This is a genomic window from Paenibacillus sp. FSL P4-0338, assembly GCF_038002365.1.
Taxonomy (GTDB): domain Bacteria; phylum Bacillota; class Bacilli; order Paenibacillales; family Paenibacillaceae; genus Paenibacillus_AQ.
In genome coordinates, this window is record NZ_JBBOCG010000002.1 from 1,838,649 (window position 1) to 1,858,472 (window position 19,824).

Here is a 19,824-nt window from a genome sequence, read left to right on the forward strand (position 1 = left end):
TATTCATAGGAGGCTATATAATGGCAAAGGACGTAACAGAGCTGCAAAAGCTCATTTCGCAAATGACACTGGAAGAGAAGGCCGGACTCTGCTCCGGGCTGGATTTTTGGAATACCAAAAGCATTGAACGGTTGGGCATTCCATCAGTGATGGTAACGGACGGTCCCCACGGGCTCCGCAAGCAGCAGGGTGACGCAGATCATCTGGGATTGAATAACAGTGTGCCGGCAACCTGTTTTCCGTCAGCGGCCGGACTGGCCTCCTCGTGGGACCGCGACCTGATCTTCCGGGTAGGTGAGGCGCTGGGAACGGAATGCCAGGTGGAGAATGTTGCTGTTCTGCTCGGACCGGGCAATAATATCAAGCGCTCTCCGCTGAATGGCCGGAACTTTGAATATTTCTCGGAGGACCCGTTCCTGGCCTCAGAGATGGCTGCGAATCATGTGAAGGGGGTGCAGAGCCAGGGCGTCGGTACTTCTCTGAAGCATTATGCTGCCAATAATCAGGAGCACCGCCGTATGTCTATAGATGCTGTTATTGACGAGCGGACGCTGCGTGAGATTTATCTTGCCAGCTTCGAAGGCACTGTGAAGCAGAGCCAGCCGTGGAGTGTGATGTGCTCGTATAATCAGGTGAACGGAGAGTATGCTTCCGAGAGCTATGAGCTGCTGACCAAGGTGCTGCGTGAGGACTGGGGCTTCGAAGGCTTCGTTGTGTCGGACTGGGGAGCGGTCAATGAGCGGGTGAAGGCGCTGGCGGCAGGGCTGGAGCTGGAAATGCCGTCAAGCGCTGGAATTGGGGACGCTAAGATTGTAGCGGCTGTGAAAAGCGGCGAATTGGCTATGGAGACACTGGATCTCGCGGTAGAACGAATGCTGGCCTTTATCTTCAAAAGTGTCGAAAACCGCAACCCGCAAGCGGTCTTCGACCCGGAGAAGCATCATCAGCTTGCACGCGAAGTGGCCCGGGAGAGTATGGTGCTGCTGAAGAACGAAGGCGGAATTCTGCCTCTCGCTAAGAGCGGCCGGATTGCCGTGATCGGCGAATTCGCCAAGCAGCCGCGTTATCAGGGCGGGGGCAGCTCGCATGTGAATCCATCCCGGATGGATGATGCCTTCGCCGAATTGCAGGCCGTTGCCGGGGATGCAGCCAGCTTTCTGTATGCACAGGGTTATGAGCTGGAGAGCGATGACATCAATGCTGATCTGCTGCGCGAAGCCTGCGATACAGCAGCCAAGGCGGATGCAGCTGTGCTGTTCCTTGGCCTGCCTGACCGCTACGAATCGGAGGGCTATGACCGTAGCCATCTGCTGCTGCCTGCGAGCCATAAGGCGCTGATTGAAGCGGTGGCCGAGGTTCAGAGCGAGATTATTGTAGTGCTGAGCAACGGCGCGCCGGTCGAGATGCCTTGGCTGCATAGGGCGAAGGCGGTGCTTGAAGGCTATTTGGGCGGTCAAGCTTTTGGCGGTGCGGTAGCGGACCTGCTCTTCGGCGAAGTGAGCCCGAGCGGCAAGCTGGCGGAGACCTTCCCTATGAAGCTGAGCGACAATCCGTCATTCCTGAACTTCCCCGGTGAAGGCGATACGGTGGAGTATAAGGAAGGCTTGTTCGTAGGCTACCGTTATTATGATAAAAAAGAAATAGAGCCGCTGTTCCCCTTCGGCTTCGGCCTTAGCTACACGCAGTTCGAATACAGCCGTCTGCTGCTGGAGCAGACCCGCATTCAGGACACAGATACCGTTCAGGTATCGGTCACGGTCAAGAACACCGGCAGCAGAGCAGGCAAGGAAGTCGTGCAGCTCTATGTCAGCGATGTGGAGAGCAGTGTGATCCGTCCGCTGCAGGAGCTGAAGGGCTTCGCCAAGATTGAGCTGCAGCCCGGGGAAGAACGCATCGTAACCTTTACTTTGGATAAGCGTTCCTTTGCCTACTACAATGTGAAGCTGGCTGACTGGCATGTAGAGAGCGGGATGTTCAAGATCTCTGTCGGATCTTCGTCACGCGATATCCGCCTGAGCGTGGAGCTTGAGGTAGAGTCCACAGTGAAGCTGTCCGGCCGCTTCCACCGCAACACTACAGTCGGCGATTTGCTCGCCAATCCGCTGACGGAGGAGAAGGCGAAGAGCTTCAGCAGCGTGTTCGGGCTGGAGGATGTGCTTGGCGACAATCCGGAGATGCTGCTGGCCATGATGAAATATATGCCGCTGCGCGCCATGATCGGCTTCGGCCAGGGAAAGTATAGCGAGGCGGATCTGGAAGCGGATCTGCAGGAGCTGAACAGGCTGGCGGGACAGGCGTAGAACCTATCCCGCGGGAAGGCATAGAGCTTGCCCTCCTTGCAGGAAGACTAAGAGGCAGCGGGATATGCAGTCCGCTGCCTTAAGCTTAGGAAGGGGCAAGCCAGATTAATATTCTCCAATACCAGACCCTAGAATTGTCCAATACTGCAGTGAAGCCAATCCGTTACAATGTAAGCGTAATCATATAAAGAGGTGATTAGAAGGATGTCAATATCTGCATTGAAATGGTACACCAGCTCCGAGCAGGCGCAATGGGTGGCACGGAAAGCGCCGGAACAAGCACCTGCCGGAACGATACCTAATCTGACAATTACACCGGACAGCTATCAAACGCTTGAAGGCTTCGGAGGATGCTTCAACGAGCTGGGTTATGAGGCCATGTCTGTTTTACCGGAGGAGGAGCGGGCGAAGCTCATGCACGCACTGTTTCATCCGCAAGGGGAACAGCGGCTGAGCATCTGCCGTTTGCCAATTGGGGCCAGTGACTATGCCCTGGAATGGTACAGCCATAATGAGACAGACGGCGATTATGCGATGGAGCATTTCTCCATTGAACGTGACCGGAAGTACCTGATTCCATATATCAAAGAGGCGCTGGCACTCAATCCTGAATTGAAGCTGTTCGCCTCCCCGTGGAGCCCGCCAACCTGGATGAAGTTCCCGAAGGCTTATAATTACGGTACGCTGCGGTGGGAACCGGAGATTCTTGCTGCTTATGCCTTGTACTTCGTGAAGTTCGTGCAGGCCTACCGGGAAGAAGGGATCACCATTCACCAGGTCCATGTACAGAATGAGGTGGTGGCTGACCAGAAATTCCCTTCCTGTGTCTGGACCGGAGAGCAGCTTAGAGAATTCATCCGTGATTATCTGGGCCCTGCGTTCGAGGCCCATGGGCTGGATACAGAGATCTGGCTCGGCACGATCAATGCGCCGGACCCCTGGGAAGAGTTAATCAAGCAAAAGACCTCTGATTATGACGCCTACGCAGGCGTGGTTCTCAGTGATCCCGAGGCCTACAAATATGTGAAGGGTGTCGGCTATCAGTGGGCCGGCAAATATGCCATCCAGCGGACAGTGCAGAGCTACCCTGAGCTTAGATATATGCAGACAGAGAATGAATGCGGAGACGGGCAGAATACATGGTTCTATGCCAAGTATGTCTATAATCTGTACCAGCATTATTTCTCCAATGGCGTGAACGCTTATATTTACTGGAACATGGTTCTTGCACCGCATGGCCGAAGTACCTGGGGCTGGGAGCAGAATTCTATGCTGACGGTAGATCCCGCCACGCGGCTGCCAGTGGCTAACCCCGAGTATTATGTCATGAAGCATTTCTCCCGCTTCGCCCCGTCCGGCTCGGTCCGCATCGGACTGACCGGCCCGTGGAGCGCACATGCCACCGCATTCCGCACACCGGCGGGCGGCTTGACCCTGGTGATTGCCAACCCTTATAAGGAGTCAAGGACACTGCTTCTCGAATACGGTGCCGCGCTGCACTCCTTTGTACTTGAGGCGGAATCGTTCCATACCATTGTTTTAGAGAAATAGGCGGATTCGGAAGACTCCGCTTCAGGCTGTAAGTGCACATCAACTAGCGCCCTCGGTTATCGGGCGTTAGTTTTTTGCTACAGTTCGGGAACAATACGGCAAGTAAGAGCGGGGGGTTGATGTGAAGCATGTATGCCCGATGGATGAGAAGGCTCATTGAACCCTTCCGGCGGAGTATCCGCAATAAACTGATGCTGACGATGATTGTGCTGGCCGTAGCACCGATTATTGCAATTACAGGGCTAGCCGCAGAGAATAACCGCCGTTCGATGGAGGAAGAGGTAATCAGCACCACGCTCTCCAACATGAAATGGACGGGCATCCATCTCGGCAGCCAGTTCGCCCAATTGAACAATCTGATCTACACCGTGCTGATCAGTCCGCATCTCAGCGATTATCTCGCGAATGCTGAAGAACAGACTCTCTCCAGCCAGTTCACCTCCCAGCGGAACATTATAGATACATTGACCAATCTGTTCTATTCTGCCGGTAACCATGTGATTGGAGTCGAGTTGTATCTGAAGGACTATAACAAGCTATTCACGATTCATGCCTCCTCAAGTGATATTGCATCACTGCAAGCAGTTCCGCCGGCCTATAAGCTGCTGTTCGACCAGAACCGGGACTTCACGGTTACAACCGACCGTAAGGACCCGGGCAGATTCGAACTGATCCGCAGCATCAACCGGTTCGAGAATCAGGAGAAGCTGGGGGCGGTTGCACTCCAGATCCGCTGGGGAATGCTGGACCAGACACTGAATTTGCTTAGAAGGGGAGCCGAAGACACAGTTATAATAGCGAGTGCTGACGGGCAGATATTGTACCAGCCCTCAGGCATAGCACCTTCTCCAGTCATCTTAAGCAGGGTCGCCGGGACCGGGGAGGCCCAAGGCTATTTTCGCGCAGACCATGAGTATGTATTCTACAGCACTATTGATCCGGTAGGCCTGAAGCTGATCACCGTCCTCCCCACCAGCTTCATCAACGAAAGTGCTATGAACACCATGAAGTTTGGTCTGATTGTGGGCGCTATTTCGGTGGCGGTAGCCGTTCTACTAGCTGTTCTGCTGGCCTGGCGTCTGGCTACGCCGATCGTACGTCTGGCCCGTTCGGTCCAGGGCTTCGGCATGATGAAGGAGCGGGGGCCGCGGCCCAGTTACCGGGTGGATGAAATCGGCCTGCTTGAGATGAAGCTGGATCAGATGGCCCACCGTATCCGTGAGCATATTAAGAACGAATACATGATTACCTTGGAGAAAAAGAGTGCCGAGCTGAAGGCGCTGCAGGCGCAGATCAACCCGCATTTCCTGCAAAATACACTGCAGATGATCGGCAGCATGCTGTTTATGAACAGTCCCTCAGATAGCTACGGAGTGCTTAGATCCCTCAGTGATATGTTCCGTTATATTATCCGCGAGCCGGATGATCTGGCGCCGCTACGGGCTGAGCTTAAGCACCTTAGCGATTATATGCTGATCCAGCAGCAACGGTTTGCTGCCCGCCTCAGCTACAGTCTTGAGGTCGACGAGGCTGCCCTAACCAGTCTGATTCCCAAGCTGAGCCTGCAGCCGATTGTAGAGAATGCTTTCTTCCATGGCCTTGAGCCGAAGGAAGGAGCCTGGGAGCTGAAGGTGGAGGTGACCTGCCGGGAGGGTGATACGGTGATCCACATCATTGACAATGGGATCGGGATCGAAGCAGACCGGCTGGCCGGACTGCGGAGAAGTCTGGAGGGTCGAGACAGCTCCCGGACCTCGGGGGAGCGGATCGGGCTTGGCAATGTGGCTGCGAGGACACGGATGCATTTCGGCAGCAGATACGGACTTGAGTTATCCAGCCGGCATGGCCAGGGCACTATTGTAACTTTAACTATCCCGCAGGAGAGGAATGAGATGAAGCATGATCAAGGTGCTGGTGGTGGATGATGAGAGCTGGAACCGTGAACTGATCAAGACTTTCGGGGAGTGGCAGTCCTATGGAATGGAGATCGTCGGCGAAGCAGAAGGGGGGAATGAAGCCCTCCGCCTTGCCGGGACTCTTGAGCCGGATATTGTAATCACGGATATGCGTATGCCCGGCACAGACGGGGTCATGCTGATGAATGCGCTGCATAGAGAGTACCCGGATATTAAGATCATCGTGATCAGCGGCTACGATGATTTCAAATATGCCCAGAGTGCACTGCGGAACGGTGCAGTAGATTACTTACTGAAGCCTGTCGATCCCGGGGAACTGAACGCTGTGCTGGATAAATGCCGCATGGAACTGATGGAGATCCGTGCAGAACAGGAGCGCTATACGCTGGATATTGATATCACCTGGTCTCTCTCCAACCATAAGCAGCTGATGAAGGTTCACTTCAATGAACTTAATGTAGACAGTGTTAATTCAGTACTGGGCAATGTTACAGAGGAGCTGAAGCTGGGCGGTATTCAGAGCCCGGGGATGCTGCGGCAGGCCGCCAGTGAAATGCTGCTTCTGCTGAAGGAACTGCTGCGCGGAAACGGACTGGAGGATGCACATCTGAAGACGGAGATTCCGAATGCGGTACTGGCTACACCTGAGAGTCTGGAGTGCTGGCTAAGGGAGCTGTACGGGGGAAGTCTGGAACAGCTGATCGGGCAGCGCCGGTTCAAGAACAAGCTCAACCTTGAGGATGTCCGGCAGTACATCTGCGGGCATTATGCAGAGGCAGTAACCCTGGAGGGGCTCTCCAGAGTGTTTTTTGTCAGCAAAGAATATTTAAGCAAGGTGTTCAAGCATGAATACGGCATCAATGTTACGGATTTTATTCTTCAGCTGCGGATGGACAAAGCGAAGCAGTGGCTGGAAGGCGGGAATATTCCGATCAAGACGGTGGCAGAGCTTGCCGGATACGAGGATGTCGGCTACTTCTACAGAGTGTTCAAGAAGTATTTCGGTATAGCTCCCGGTGAAATGAGAAAGCAGTCCGAAGGTTTAAAAATGTCCAATGCTGAAGGGTAACACCGTCCAATTCAACGATTTCATAATCAGGATACAATGAAAGCGTTAACAAACATAGACATTGGGAGGTCTTACAGTATGGGGACAATGGGCAAAGGAATGCTGGTTACGTTGCTGGCAGCTGCACTGCTTGCAGGCTGCGGCAGCAGCAACACTGGAAGTGCGGTCAATACGGCCGGAGAAGAATCAGGGAGCGGTAACGGGAATGCCAAGAGTGTCACGCTGAAGATGTTCATCGCACAGCCGCGCTTCAAGGAGCATTATGACAACTATATTGCAGAATTCGTGAAGAAAGAGAAGGCGGACAAGAATATAGATGTTACCGTACAACTGGAAATGCCAACAGCCGACAATGCCTCCCAGATCCTGAAGACACGGCTTGCTTCTAATGATGCACCAGATATCTTCGCCCTTCATGCCGTCAATGAAATCCCTTCCTACTATAAAGCCGGATATTTGGAGGACTTATCCAGCCAGCCTTTTGCCGCCAAGCTGCTGGACAGCGTTAAGCCTTCAGTGACGACTGCCGACGGCAAGATTGTGGCGCTTCCGCTTGAGACGCTCTCCTGGGGCTACTTGTACAACAAGAAGATCTTCAGCGAGCAGGGACTGACTCCGCCAGCCACACTGACTGAGATGAAGACCGTGATCGGTAAGCTGAAGGATAAGCAGATTACGCCGTTTGTCCTCTCCTACAAAGAATCCTGGATTCCGCAGTTGGTGCTTCCGCTGGCCGTAGGTGGAATGGTGAAGACTCAAGATCCTGATTTTGTAGACAAGATGAACAAGGATGAAGGGTCATTCACAGAGATGAAGCCGGCCATCTTCGATATCTTTGATCTGATTAATGCGAATGGTACAGACAAAGCTACTGAGGTAGGCGGCGATGACGGTGCGGCAGCCTTTGCGGCAGGCAAGGGAGCCATGTGGCTTATGGGGCCGTGGTATGCCGAGACGATTCTCAAATCGAACCCGGATCTGGACTTCGGCGTTGCTCCGCTTCCCGTCAGTGATGATCCGGCTGCAACTCTGATTAACTTGAGCGCCTCCACCTCGCTGGCTTTATCGCCAACCAGCAAGAACAAGGAGGTAGCACTTGATTTCCTGAACTATGTGCTGGATGATCAGGCTTCGAACGGCCTGTTCCAAGCGCTGAAATTCAATCCGGTTGCCACGGTTCACACCTATGAGAGCTATCCTTGGATTACAGAAGCTACTACTTACGTCAAAGCAGGCAAATCCGTACAGGACCCGGCTATCCCGCAATCCGTGAAGGATGAAGTGGGCAAGGGGCTGCAGGCCTATTATGCCGGTCAAGTGTCGCAGGATGATGTCCTGAAGGCACTTGACAAGGCCTGGAAATCCTTCAACAAGGTGAATAAATAAGCTGCAGCCAAGCACTGGAACGGAAGGCAGGTGAGCCTGTCTTCCTCCACCCTGGTCAGTTATATTTATGGGAGAGGAGCGGATTCTGTGCCGGTCAAGAGCTATAAAAATATAGCTTCACTGCTTGCTTTCGTCGCACCCGCATTGATCATTTATTCAATATTTCTGCTGATTCCTACCATCGGAGGCATGTATTACAGCTTAACCGACTGGAACGGTCTGAACGCCAATTATTCGTTTATCGGACTCGGTAATTTCATTGAGGTGCTGCGGGAGGACCCCGACTTTATAAATGCGCTGCTGTTCACACTGAAATATGTGTTGTTCATGATTGTTTTGCAGAATGTTCTCGCGCTTGTGCTGGCAGTATTAATTGAGACGAAGACGCGCAGCAAAGGCTTATTCCGGACGATCTTCTTCATGCCGAATATGATCAGCACCATCATCAGCGCGTTCATGTGGACCTTCGTATTCTCGCAGGTGCTGCCGCAGCTGGCGGAGAAGACTGCTTTGGCGTTTCTGGACCAGCTATGGATCGGGAATCCGAAAGTCTCTTTTTATTCGATCATTATCGTATCGCTGTGGAATGGTGTCGGCTATATGATGATTATATATCTGGCCGCGTTGCAGGGTGTGCCGCAGAGTCTGAAGGAAGCTGCCGTGATCGACGGGGCAAGCCCCTTCCAGACCTTCCGCAAAGTCACGCTGCCTATGATTACCCATGCCGTGACCATCTGCCTGTTCCTGACGCTGAATGGAGCATTCAAAGTGTTCGAGGTGGTCTATGGACTCACCGGCGGCGGTCCCGGACGCAGTACCCAAGTCATTACAATGAATATTTATGAGGAAGCCTTCTCTAACAACTTCAGGTATGGGTACGCGAGTGCCAAATCCGTGATTCTGTTCATCATCATTCTGCTGTTCACCTTCATTCAAATCAGTGTTATGAAAAGAAAAGAGGTGGAGGCATGAGGCTGAGGAAAGGCAGCTCCTTCTGTATCACCTTGTTCCTCTGCGCAGGTGCGCTGATCTCCTTTTTCCCGATTTATCTGGCAGTTATTAATTCTGTGAAGACCCAGGGAGAGATGTTTAGCTCGTTCGTGGCCCTGCCGACCAAGCTGCATTTCGAGAATTACAGCCAGGCTTTTGCCAAAATCCATCTGTTGAACAGCACGCTTAATTCAGTAATTGTATCGGTGCTCGGAATTGCAGGCATTATCTGCTGTGCAGCCTTGGCCGGCTATAAGCTGTCCCGGACCTCCGGCAGACTGAGCGCCGCTATCTTCTCTCTGTTCATCGCTTCCATGCTCGTCCCGTTTCACTCGATCATGATTCCGCTGACCCGCATGGCCAAAGCACTGCATGTCAGCGGCAGCACTTACGGGCTGGCGGTCATCTATATCGGGCTTGGCGTAAATATGGCCGTGTTCCTGTATCACGGGTTTGTCAAATCCATTCCCCGTGAACTGGAGGAGGCTGCGCGCATTGACGGGTGCGGAGAGTTCCAGACGTTCTGGCGGATTATATTTCCGCTGCTGGTTCCCATTACGGTGACTATTGCGATTCTCGACTTCCTGTGGATCTGGAATGATTTCCTGTTGCCTCTGCTTATGCTGACGGATACTACCAAATATACACTGATTCTGTCGACCAACACCTTGTTCGGGGAATATAACAAAGAATGGCCGCTAATCCTGGCAGCACTTGTCTTAACTGCGCTCCCTGTCATTGTGATTTATGGGTTCTTTCAGAAGTTTATTATGCATGGAATTGCCGAGGGGGCCATTAAGGGCTAATCATCAGCCGGGACCGCCGGCGGCTAGAGAGTTGCTTTTGGCAGAGTGATTTGCTAACATAGGATGTAAGTTAATAATTTAGTTAATAGTTCTCTAGGGTTCCGCAGCAGGTAGACACCGCTGGTCTGGTCCGAGGGAGAACACACGGATGAAGCCAATCCGTGTATACACGGAGGGACAAAAGCCCGGGAGGTATCGTCAGTCAATGACGATAACCTTCCGGGCTTATTTTATGAAACAGGAGGACGGAGAAATGAAGAAGAACACTAAGAGCTGGATCATGATTGCAGGCGCTGCCTGCTTTGAAGTGATATGGGTCATCGGGCTGAAGCATGCCTCCACTCCATGGGAATGGGCGGTTACGGTAGCGGCTATCCTGATCAGCTTCTACGCCCTTATTTGGGCTAGCGGCAGGCTGCCGGTAGGGACGGTCTATGCTGTATTTGTCGGACTTGGAACAGCGGGTACCGTTCTGGCAGGTGGAGTCCTGTTCGGTGAACCGCTGCGGCCGCTGAAGCTGCTGCTGATCGGCCTGCTGCTGGCGGGCGTCGTCGGCTTGAAGCTGGTTACCCCGGCTCAGGCTGAACCTGAACAGGCAAAGGAGATGAATTGAGATGGCATGGGTGATGCTGATTACCGCCGGAATATGTGAAATGTTCGGGGTCGCCATGATTGGCAAGCTGTACAAAAACCGCAACTGGCAGTCCTTCTGTCTTTTGATTCTAGGCTTCGGGGCAAGCTTTCTGCTGTTGTCTCTGGCGATGGAGAGTCTGCCCATGGGAATTGCTTATGCGATCTGGACAGGGATTGGAGCGTCCGGAGCGGCGATCATGGGGATGTTGTTCTTCGGCGAAGCACGTGATCTGCGGCGAATTCTTTGCATTGTGCTGATTCTGGGTGCCGTAACGGGTCTGAAGCTAATCGGCTGAGGCTGCTGAAACTTTACAGAGCTTCACGCTTACCCGGATGTTTCGCAGGCGCTATTATGGTAAGTATAGTAAGGAAGAACATTATTCTTATAAGGAGACTTATCACATATGAGCAAACCTGTATCTGAGAGTATCCGCCTGAATGACGGAGCTGTGCTGCCCAGACTGGGGCAGGGGACGTGGAGGATTGGCGACCAGCCGGCGAACCGGGCAGAAGAGATTGCTGCGCTTCGTCAGGGCGTGGAGCTGGGCATGAATCTGATTGACACGGCTGAGATGTACGGGGACGGCCGCTCCGAGGAGCTGGTAGGTGAAGCGCTGCGGGGCATCCGCGACAGCGTATTCCTGGTCTCTAAGGTGTACCCGCATAATGCAGGCGGCACTAAGCTGATCAGCAGCTGTGAAGCCAGCCTGAAGCGGCTCGGCACGGACCATCTGGACCTGTACCTGCTGCATTGGCGCGGCAATATTCCTCTGGAAGAGACCGTGGAGGGGATGGAGGCACTGGTTGCATCCGGTAAAATCGCCCGCTGGGGCGTATCCAATCTGGATACGGCAGATATGCAGGAGCTGCTGCACATCCCCAGCGGCAATCACTGCGCAGTGAATCAAGTGCTCTATCATCTGGGCTCAAGAGGGATTGAGCATGAGCTGCTGCCTTGGCTGAGAGGGCATAAGATTCCTGTCATGGCCTATTCTCCGCTGGCACAGGCGGGAACGCTGAGAAAAGGGCTGACCGAGAATGAATCCGTGCAGCGGATTGCCCGGAATCATGAGGTCACTCCGCTGCAGGTTCTGCTGGCCTGGACCATCCGTGACGGGGATGTCATCGCTATTCCCAAGGCTGCTACCCGTGAGCACGTGAATGAGAATGCGGCTGCTGCGGGGCTTGTGCTTACAGACGACGAGCTGTGGCAGCTCGACGATGCTTTTCCCCAGCCGTCGTGGAAGGTTCCGTTGGACATGATTTGATCATAGCTTAACTGCTGCTGCATGGCATAGCCGTCTCCGCTTAGGGGGCGGCTTTTTGTTTTGGAGTCCCCGCAAAGTACCTGAGTCATCACCTACGCTAAAGCCCCACTTTGTGGGGTTACTTTGCTGTCTTGGATACTATGCGATAAACCGAATACAATTCAAGACATGATATTATACGTGAATTTGTGCATCCTATGAGGAAGCTTGTAGGCCGATTGGAGCAAGGCGGATACCGGACTTAAGCCCCTTGGCAGGAGCTCTTAAATGTTGTCAACAACGTTCATGCCGAAACCGTGTTTTCAATTTGGTGACAAAGAAAGCGCTTTGATTTACGATGTGTTCAAAGGGAAAACACCTTTCAGAATGCAGTGCGGAAGGTTCCCGTTCATCACAATAAGGGGGCATCTTAAATGGCCACAACGGCAACGAAACAAGCTTCATCCGGCGGTGCAAGGGTGAAGGTTCAACAATTCGGACGTATGCTCAGCGGTATGGTAATGCCGAATATCGGCGCTTTTATCGCTTGGGGATTGATTACAGCATTATTTATTCCAACGGGCTGGTATCCCAATGAGAGCCTTGCAGCTCTGGTAGGCCCAATCATTAACTACCTGCTTCCTCTCTTGATCGGTTACACCGGCGGACAGATGGTTCACGGCAAACGCGGTGCTGTCATCGGCGCACTGGTAACCATGGGGGTTATCGTAGGCTCAACGATCCCAATGTTCCTGGGTGCGATGATTGTCGGTCCGCTGGCTGCCTGGGTGCTGAAGCAGTTCGACAAGGCAGTGGACGGCAAAATCAGAGCCGGGTTCGAAATGCTGGTCAATAACTTCTCGCTGGGGATCATCGGCGGCGCGTTGACGCTGGGAGCCTTAAAAGGCGTTGGGCCGCTGGTTCAAGGTTTGACCAACATCCTCTCAAATGGCGTGGAGTTCCTGGTTAACCACAATCTGCTGCCGCTCATCAACATCATCATTGAGCCGGCCAAGGTATTGTTCCTGAACAATGCGATCAACCACGGGGTACTGGGACCGATTGCGCTTGAAGAATCCCAGAGAATCGGCAAATCCATCCTGTTCATGCTCGAATCAAATCCGGGTCCTGGTCTGGGGATCCTGCTGGCATACTGGCTGGCGGGCAAAGGCTCTGCCAAATCTTCCGCACCGGGCGCCATTATCATTCACTTCCTGGGCGGGATTCATGAGATCTACTTCCCTTACATCCTGATGAATCCGCGTCTGATTCTGGCGGTCATCGGCGGCGGAATGTCCGGTACATTCACCTTCCAGATGCTGGGCGCCGGTCTGGTAGCTTCTCCTTCGCCAGGCAGTATCTTTGCTTACTTCGCAATGACGCCTAAGGGCGGATATCTTCCAATGATTGCTGGGGTAGTCGTTGCTACTATCGTATCGTTCCTGATTGCAGCGGTGCTTCTGAGATCTTCCAAGAATAATGATCAAGAAGAGATGGATTTGGAAGCGGCAGAAGCCAGAATGAGAGACATGAAGTCTGCAGGTACGGCAGCGCAGACTGCTGCAACTGCAACGGTGGCTTCCAATGTCCGCACCAAAGCCAATGTGAACAAAATCGTCTTCGCTTGTGATGCAGGGATGGGCTCCAGTGCAATGGGCGCCTCGGTCCTGAGAAAGAAGCTGCAAAATGCAGGGGTGAACATCACCGTTACGAACTCTGCGGTCAGTGAAATTCCGGCGGACGCAGACATCGTGGTCACCCAGAAGACGCTTACCGACCGGGCGATTGCCAGCAATCCAAGGGCAGAGCATATCTCGATTGATAACTTCCTGAAGAGCCCGAAATATGATGAGCTTGTAGAACGTTTGAAGTAAGAGGCACAAGTGTAAAATCTAAGTATATACTTCTCGCTGAAACGGATGCCGTCCCTTATAGGACGGCATATCCGTTTGTGCTTGAAATATAAGGATTTATAGGCATCGCTTTATAAATGATCCTTCTATTTTTCGCTGAAACGGTACCGTCCTTCAAAAGGGCGGCAAAGCCGTTTCCACTTAATGCAAGGCGGAGGGTTAGCGGAAATGACGAAAATTACCGCCAGACAGCGCCAGATCCTGTGGCTTCTGCTCGAAGTAAGCGGAGAGATTACCGCTGTGAAAATTGCCGAGGCTACCGGGGTAAGCGTAAGAACCGTACACCGGGAGATGGAGGATATAGAGTCCGCAATTGAAAACTTTGGTCTTCATCTGATCAAAAAATCAGGCAAAGGTATTGGGTTGAGCGGCCCGGAGGCCGGTCTTGCGGAGCTGCGCCTGTTCCTGCGGGAAGAGAAGCCGGCGGATTATTCCGGCGAAGACCGCAAGGTATTCGAGCTCTGCGTTCTGCTGGAGGCGGAGGAGCCGGTGAAGCTGTTCACACTTGCGCATTCCCTTAAGGTTACAGTTGCTTCTATCAGCTATGATCTGGATGAACTGGAGCAGTGGGTCCGTAAGTTTGGGCTGGAGCTGGTCCGGAGAAGAGGCTATGGCGTAGAAATCACCGGCAGCGAGCTCGACAAGCGCCGGGCGATCGGCCGTTTAGCTGCAGAGCATCTGGATTTGTCTGATCTGGTCGGCCATGGTTCTCTGGCTGAGAGCAATCCGGCTTTTCGCGTGCTGCTGACTACAGTAGGTCAGGCTAAGCTCATGGAAGTAGAGAATACGTTGTGGGATATGGAATGGAAATGGACGGCGGAGCTGCCCGAAATTGTCTATATGGAAATGCTCCTGGCCCTTGCCGTCACTACCCGGCGGATTGAGCTTAGCCGGAGCATCGACAGCGGGGCGGAAGCAGGCTATTCCAGGGTGTCCGACCACCGGAACATTGCAGGAGCCGAGCGATTTGTGCAGCAGCTCGCAGAGGTGCTTGAGCTGAAGATTCCCCGGGTAGAGATTCTATATATTGCCGGGTTGTTCGACCGGGTTCAGGATTCCTTCTCCTCTTCGGGCTATGCTTACGGCGATATTGAATTAATGGAGATTGTTTACAAGCTGACCGAGAGCGTGGTCAAGCGGACGGGGCTGCCCTTTCAGAGCGACCGTTCCCTGCGCGAAGGTCTGCTGGAGCATATTGATCCGGCATTGAAGCGGATTCGGGAGGGCACACGTATCCGTAACCCGCTGCTCGGCCCGATCCGCAGGGATTACGAATATCTGTTCAACATCATCCGCGCAGCCGTAGAGGATATGCAGCTGGAGCCCCAGATCCCGGATGAAGAGATTGGATTTCTGGTCATGCATTTCGGAGCTTCCGCAGAGCGGCTGAACCAGCTAAGGCGCAACGTAAGAGCCATTCTGGTCTGTGCCAGCGGCCTCAGCTCCTCCCGGCTGCTAGCCACCCGGCTGACCAAGGAAATGCCGCAGATTGAGATTCTCGGCAACATCTCCTGGTATGAAGCGGCGCGCCTGCCGGATGAAGATTACGATCTGATTATATCTACCATTGATCTGCCGATTGATAAGGAGCGTTACATCAAGATTAGCCCCCTGCTCACAGCGGAGGAGATCGAAAAGCTGCTGAATTACATTCAGAATACGACGCTGCGGGAACGGGAGAAGGGGATGCCCAGTGAACCGGACCACGTGGTCCGGGAGGAAGCCTCGCTTGAACGGCTCAGGAGCTACAAGGGCATCCTGGATGAGATCGTCAGCTTGCTGGAGCGGTTCCGGTTCCATCCGATTGATAATAAGGGGATGGATCTGTCAGCGACGATAGTGGAGATGCTGGAGACGCTGAATGGAAACGGCGTGGTCGGGGATGCCGGTATTGTGCTGGAGCGTCTGCTCGAACGGGAGCGGATGACCAGCCAGGTGATCCCTGATACCGCACTGGCGCTGTTCCATACCAGAAGCAGCCATATTCACCTGTCATCGCTGACCCTGTACCGGCTCGATCAACCCGTAATTCTGGAGGGGGATACAGAGGTCAGAGTCATTCTGCTTATGCTGGCTCCGCGCAGACTCTCTAAGGAGAGCCTGGAGGTGCTCAGCGAGATCAGTGCACTGCTGCTGAACTCCGAGCTGGTTCAATTGCTGGAAGAGCGTTCAGAGTCAGAGATCCGGGGGTATTTATCCTCGGAGCTGCTGCATTTTTTCCAAAATAAATGTTGAAAGAGGGAGAAACCATATGAGTATCCTGTCAGAAAATAAAGTGATTATGCACGGTGCTGCCAACGATAAATACGAAGCCATCAAGATGGCGGGTAAGCTGCTGGTCGATGCAGGGCATGTAACGGAGGAATATGTTCCCAAGATGCTGGAGCGCGAGGAAGTAGTGTCCACGTATATGGGCGGCGGATTGGCTATTCCGCACGGTACTAAGGAAGCGCGGCCTTATATTAAGTCCACTGGGTTATCTATCATCCGCTTCCCGGACGGGGTGGATTTCGGCGGCGATGAGCCGGCGTTTGTTGTCATCGGCATTGCAGCCGCAGGCGACGGACATATGGAGGTTCTGACGAACGTGGCGATGATTTTCACCGAGGATGATGCCATTGAACGCGTCATGAACGCTCCTACAGCTGCTGATGTCATTGCAATCTTCGAAGGAGGACTGGAGTAATGAAGGCGGTCCATTTCGGCGCGGGCAATATCGGCAGGGGCTTCATCGGGCTGCTGCTGTCGCAGGCGGGGTATGAAGTCACTTTTGTGGATGTGAATGAGGCCTTTGTTGCCCAGCTCAAGGAACGCGGGGAGTATCCGGTCACGCTGGCGAGCGACGGTCAGGAAACGGTCATCGTGAAGAATGTTACGGCTCTTAGCAGTGTAACGCATGCAGATGAAGTGGCGGCCGCCATTGCTGAAGCGGATCTGGTTACTACGGCGGTCGGCGTATCGATTCTGAAGCATATCGCAGGAACGGTGGCGGACGGCATCCGCCGGAGAGTAACTGTCTCCTCCGCACCGCTGCATGTGATCGCCTGCGAGAATGCAATTGGCGGCAGTGCGCAGCTCAAGGAACTGGTGTACGCGAAGCTGGATGAAGAGACCCGTGCGAAGGCTGAATCTTCAGTTGCTTTTCCTAACGCGGCAGTGGACCGGATCGTTCCGCTCCAGCAGCACGAGGATATTCTCAAGGTGGTCGTTGAGCCGTTCTATGAATGGGTGGTGGACGCCTCGCAGATGATCCCGGGCTATACGCCGGTTGAAGGGGTGCATTATGTAGAGAATCTGGAGCCGTATATTGAACGCAAGCTCTTCACTGTGAACACGGGCCACTGCTCTGCGGCGTACCTTGGTTTCCTGCAGGGCTACGAGACCATTCAGCAGGCTATGGCGGATGAGGCTTTAACGGCGAAGGTTCGTGAGGTGCTGGAGGAGACCGGCGCGGTGCTGGTCCAGAAGCATGGCTTCGATGCAGCGGAACACAGTAAGTATATCGATAAAATTCTGGAGCGCTTCCGCAATCCGGCGCTGACCGATGAGGTATCCCGTGTAGGGCGTTCGCCGCTGCGCAAGCTGTCACCGAGTGACCGTCTGGTATCCCCTGCAACACAGGCGTATGACAGAGGGCTGAGCTACACGGCGCTGACGCGTTCCATGGCAGGTGCGCTGCTGTTCAAGGCGGGGGATGACCCCGAAGCGGTAGAGCTGCAAGCTGCAATCGCGGAGCTTGGAGCAGAAGCCGCACTGACGAAGTACACGGGGCTTGCTGCGGATCACAAGGTTCATCAGTCTGCGATGGAGCAATACTCGAAGCTGAGCTAATAACATAAAAATACAGCCGCAAGGAAAGCCTATAAGCTTATCCTTGCGGCTATTTGTGTTAGAAAGAAAAGACTTTATATGTTCTGGGGTCCCCGCAAAGTGCCTGAATAGGCTTCGGAGCTAAAGCCCCACTTTGTGGGGAGGTTGTCTAGCTGTTCTCCAGAATCGTCTGCAGTGTCGTGCGGTCCAGTCCTTGCACCAGCTTAATCAGCAGCTCTTTGGCTGCCGCATAATCATCACTGTGGATGATCGAGGTTGCCGTGTGGATGTAGCGGGAGCAGATGCCGATCACTGCTGAAGGAATGCCGATTCCGCTGAGATGCACCTGACCCGCATCCGTTCCTCCCTGGGAGACGAAATACTGGTACTTGATCTTATGAGTATCAGCCGTATCCTGTACGTATTCAATCAGTCCCCGGTGGGTAATCATCGTCGGGTCAAAAATACGCAGCAGCGCGCCCTGGCCCAGATGGCCGAAGGCCTGGCGGTCGCCGGTCATATCGGCAGCGGCGCTGGCGTCCAGCCCGAAGAAAATATCCGGGGCCAGCAGATTGGCGGCCGTCCGGGCACCGCGCAGCCCGACCTCTTCCTGAACGGTAGCCCCGCAGTAGAGCGTATTCGGCAAGGCTTGTCCATGCAGTTCCTTCATTAATTCAATAGCCAGTCCGACACCGTAGCGGTTGTCCCAGGCCTTGGCCATAATCTTCTTCGGATTGGCGAGCGGAGTGAACGGGCAAACCGGTACGACCTGCTGTCCGGGAGCTACACCGAAGCTCTGCGCCTCCTCACGGCTGTCTGCGCCGATATCGATATACATCTTACTGATCTCTCCGGCCTTGCCGCGTTCATCCGCGCTCAGCAGGTGGATGGGTGTACTGCCGACCACGCCGTTCAGCGTACCCTTCGGCGTAATAATCTGCAGGCGCTGTGAGGCCACGGCCGAAGCCAGCCATCCTCCCAGCGGTGTGAAGCGGATCATCCCGTTGTCTGTAATGCCGGTAACCATGAAGCCTACCTCATCGAAATGGCCGGCGACCATAATCTTGGGACCGTTAGCTTCACCGCGCATTACGCCGAACAGGCTGCCAAGGCGGTCCTGTACGAATTCATCCGTATAAGGCGTCATAGCCTCCTTGACATAAGCGCGCAGTTCGCGCTCGAAGCCGGAGGCTGAGGGGAATTCTGTTAAGGTTTTGAACAATTCAAGGGTGTCTGTATTCATACATATATCGCTCCTTTATGTCATCTAGTATGAACATTCTTACGCCGCTTGTCCATGCCGGAAGAGCAAATGAACACAGAGACTCCCTGTGCGAATACTATACGGTAAGGGCTCTGCAGGCAGGAGCCGGAGAAAGGAAGCGAGGAGAATGTGGCTCTCGGGGAGTGTAGCCCAGGCAGGCAGCCGGAGCGGATTCCGCAAAGTGCCGGTCCGCCGGCAGAGCTTGCCCAGGCGGTGCCGCCGCCGGTACGGGCGGGAGAATGAGGCGGTACTGATCCTGGTGCTGTTTTTGCTGCTGATTGTTGTGCTGTTTTATTTTTCCTGAGCAGGAGGGACATAACGGGGCCGCCTGAAGTGAACAATAAGAAAAACTCAATTCCGCATAACACGAAGGGACGGGACTGCAGCTTACCCGCTGACCGTTCCCTTTCGTATCTATCAGTTCAGGGGGTGTCTGCATTGCCGGCAAAAACAAAAAAGTCAGGCGTCAAGCTGAACCTTGACGGTCTGACCCCGAAGTCTTATCAGGAATTGGCCAAGCCTCATGTACCATCCCGTCCCATATTCAAAAACTGTATGCGTGCCTTCCTCTCTGGAGGTCTCATCTGTGTGCTTGGGCAAGGCATCCAGGAAGCGTTCATGGCGATATTCGATATGACCTCCCGGGAGGCGGCAAGCCCGACAGTAGCCATTCTGATTCTGCTCTCCGTCATATTGACCAGCTTCGGGGTGTATGACAAGCTCGCCCAATGGTGCGGTGCCGGCACAGCAGTGCCGGTCACAGGATTCGCCAACAGCATGTGCTCCGCCGCGCTGGAGCACCGGGCTGAAGGGCTGGTGCTGGGTGTGGGCGGGAACATGTTCAAGCTGGCCGGGTCGGTTATTGTGTTCGGCGTCGTTGCTGCTTTTATCGTGGGTGTAGTGTATGCCGTTATGGGCTGGGGAGGTGCACATTAAACG

At 53.8% G+C, this 19,824-nt stretch carries 17 protein-coding genes and 1 riboswitch; of the genes, 16 read left to right on the plus strand and 1 reads right to left on the minus strand.

Annotated elements, in window-relative coordinates:
- Positions 1–20 precede the first annotated feature (20 nt).
- The 14 genes from MKZ07_RS32005 to MKZ07_RS32070 all read left to right on the plus strand — a co-directional run bounded on the left by MKZ07_RS32005 (position 21) and on the right by MKZ07_RS32070 (position 17,642).
- Complete coding sequence (locus MKZ07_RS32005) at positions 21–2,300, plus strand: glycoside hydrolase family 3 C-terminal domain-containing protein (RefSeq protein ID WP_036697879.1); 2,280 nt, start codon at positions 21–23, stop codon at positions 2,298–2,300.
- Positions 2,301–2,504: 204 nt separating this feature from the next.
- Positions 2,505–3,851 (plus strand): glycoside hydrolase family 30 protein, encoded by a 1,347-nt coding sequence (locus MKZ07_RS32010; protein ID WP_036697881.1) that lies wholly within the window; start codon positions 2,505–2,507, stop codon positions 3,849–3,851.
- 128 nt (positions 3,852–3,979) lie between these two features.
- Positions 3,980–5,776 (plus strand): sensor histidine kinase, encoded by a 1,797-nt coding sequence (locus MKZ07_RS32015; RefSeq protein ID WP_036697882.1) that lies wholly within the window; start codon positions 3,980–3,982, stop codon positions 5,774–5,776.
- Positions 5,751–6,836: a response regulator transcription factor gene (locus MKZ07_RS32020; protein WP_036697884.1), complete on the plus strand. Its 1,086-nt coding sequence runs from the start codon at positions 5,751–5,753 to the stop codon at positions 6,834–6,836. The genes MKZ07_RS32015 and MKZ07_RS32020 overlap by 26 nt, the downstream gene beginning before the upstream one ends.
- Positions 6,837–6,914: 78 nt before the next feature.
- On the plus strand, positions 6,915–8,222 hold the full coding sequence (locus tag MKZ07_RS32025) for an ABC transporter substrate-binding protein (protein WP_036697887.1): 1,308 nt from the start codon (positions 6,915–6,917) through the stop codon (positions 8,220–8,222).
- 87 nt (positions 8,223–8,309) lie between these two features.
- Positions 8,310–9,194, plus strand: a complete 885-nt coding sequence (locus tag MKZ07_RS32030; protein ID WP_036697889.1) for a carbohydrate ABC transporter permease — start codon at positions 8,310–8,312, stop codon at positions 9,192–9,194.
- The gene (locus MKZ07_RS32035) at positions 9,191–10,018 is read left to right on the plus strand and encodes a carbohydrate ABC transporter permease (protein WP_036697892.1); all 828 of its coding nucleotides are present in this window, start codon (positions 9,191–9,193) and stop codon (positions 10,016–10,018) included. The genes MKZ07_RS32030 and MKZ07_RS32035 overlap by 4 nt, the downstream gene beginning before the upstream one ends.
- A gap of 82 nt (positions 10,019–10,100) precedes the next feature.
- A riboswitch (guanidine-I (ykkC/yxkD leader) is annotated at positions 10,101–10,212 on the plus strand.
- A 59-nt stretch (positions 10,213–10,271) separates the two neighbouring features.
- Entirely contained in the window at positions 10,272–10,631 is a 360-nt protein-coding gene (locus MKZ07_RS32040) for a DMT family transporter (RefSeq protein ID WP_036697978.1), read from the plus strand.
- Position 10,632: 1 nt separating this feature from the next.
- Positions 10,633–10,947: a DMT family transporter gene (locus MKZ07_RS32045; protein ID WP_036697894.1), complete on the plus strand. Its 315-nt coding sequence runs from the start codon at positions 10,633–10,635 to the stop codon at positions 10,945–10,947.
- A 108-nt stretch (positions 10,948–11,055) separates the two neighbouring features.
- Complete coding sequence (locus MKZ07_RS32050) at positions 11,056–11,919, plus strand: aldo/keto reductase (protein WP_036697896.1); 864 nt, start codon at positions 11,056–11,058, stop codon at positions 11,917–11,919.
- Between the two features lie 413 nt (positions 11,920–12,332).
- On the plus strand, positions 12,333–13,772 hold the full coding sequence (locus MKZ07_RS32055) for a PTS mannitol transporter subunit IICB (protein WP_036697899.1): 1,440 nt from the start codon (positions 12,333–12,335) through the stop codon (positions 13,770–13,772).
- Positions 13,773–13,979: 207 nt separating this feature from the next.
- Complete coding sequence (locus MKZ07_RS32060) at positions 13,980–16,046, plus strand: BglG family transcription antiterminator (protein ID WP_036697902.1); 2,067 nt, start codon at positions 13,980–13,982, stop codon at positions 16,044–16,046.
- A 16-nt stretch (positions 16,047–16,062) separates the two neighbouring features.
- The gene (locus MKZ07_RS32065) at positions 16,063–16,497 is read left to right on the plus strand and encodes a PTS sugar transporter subunit IIA (RefSeq protein ID WP_036697905.1); all 435 of its coding nucleotides are present in this window, start codon (positions 16,063–16,065) and stop codon (positions 16,495–16,497) included.
- Positions 16,497–17,642 (plus strand): mannitol-1-phosphate 5-dehydrogenase, encoded by a 1,146-nt coding sequence (locus MKZ07_RS32070; protein ID WP_036697908.1) that lies wholly within the window; start codon positions 16,497–16,499, stop codon positions 17,640–17,642. Before MKZ07_RS32065 ends, MKZ07_RS32070 begins: the two co-directional genes overlap by 1 nt.
- Positions 17,643–17,790: 148 nt before the next feature.
- Here the strand turns inward: MKZ07_RS32070 and MKZ07_RS32075 are convergent, their stop codons facing one another.
- The gene (locus MKZ07_RS32075; RefSeq protein ID WP_036697912.1) at positions 17,791–18,864 is read right to left on the minus strand and encodes a M42 family metallopeptidase; all 1,074 of its coding nucleotides are present in this window, start codon (positions 18,862–18,864) and stop codon (positions 17,791–17,793) included.
- A 148-nt stretch (positions 18,865–19,012) separates the two neighbouring features.
- On the opposite strand from MKZ07_RS32075, the gene MKZ07_RS32080 reads away from it, so the two are divergent.
- Together MKZ07_RS32080 and spoVAC are read left to right on the plus strand one after the other, a co-directional pair.
- Positions 19,013–19,189, plus strand: coding sequence for a hypothetical protein (locus tag MKZ07_RS32080; protein WP_156949687.1), 177 nt, complete (start codon positions 19,013–19,015; stop codon positions 19,187–19,189).
- 134 nt (positions 19,190–19,323) lie between these two features.
- Positions 19,324–19,821: a stage V sporulation protein AC gene (gene spoVAC / locus MKZ07_RS32085; protein WP_036697915.1), complete on the plus strand. Its 498-nt coding sequence runs from the start codon at positions 19,324–19,326 to the stop codon at positions 19,819–19,821.
- Positions 19,822–19,824 lie beyond the last annotated feature (3 nt).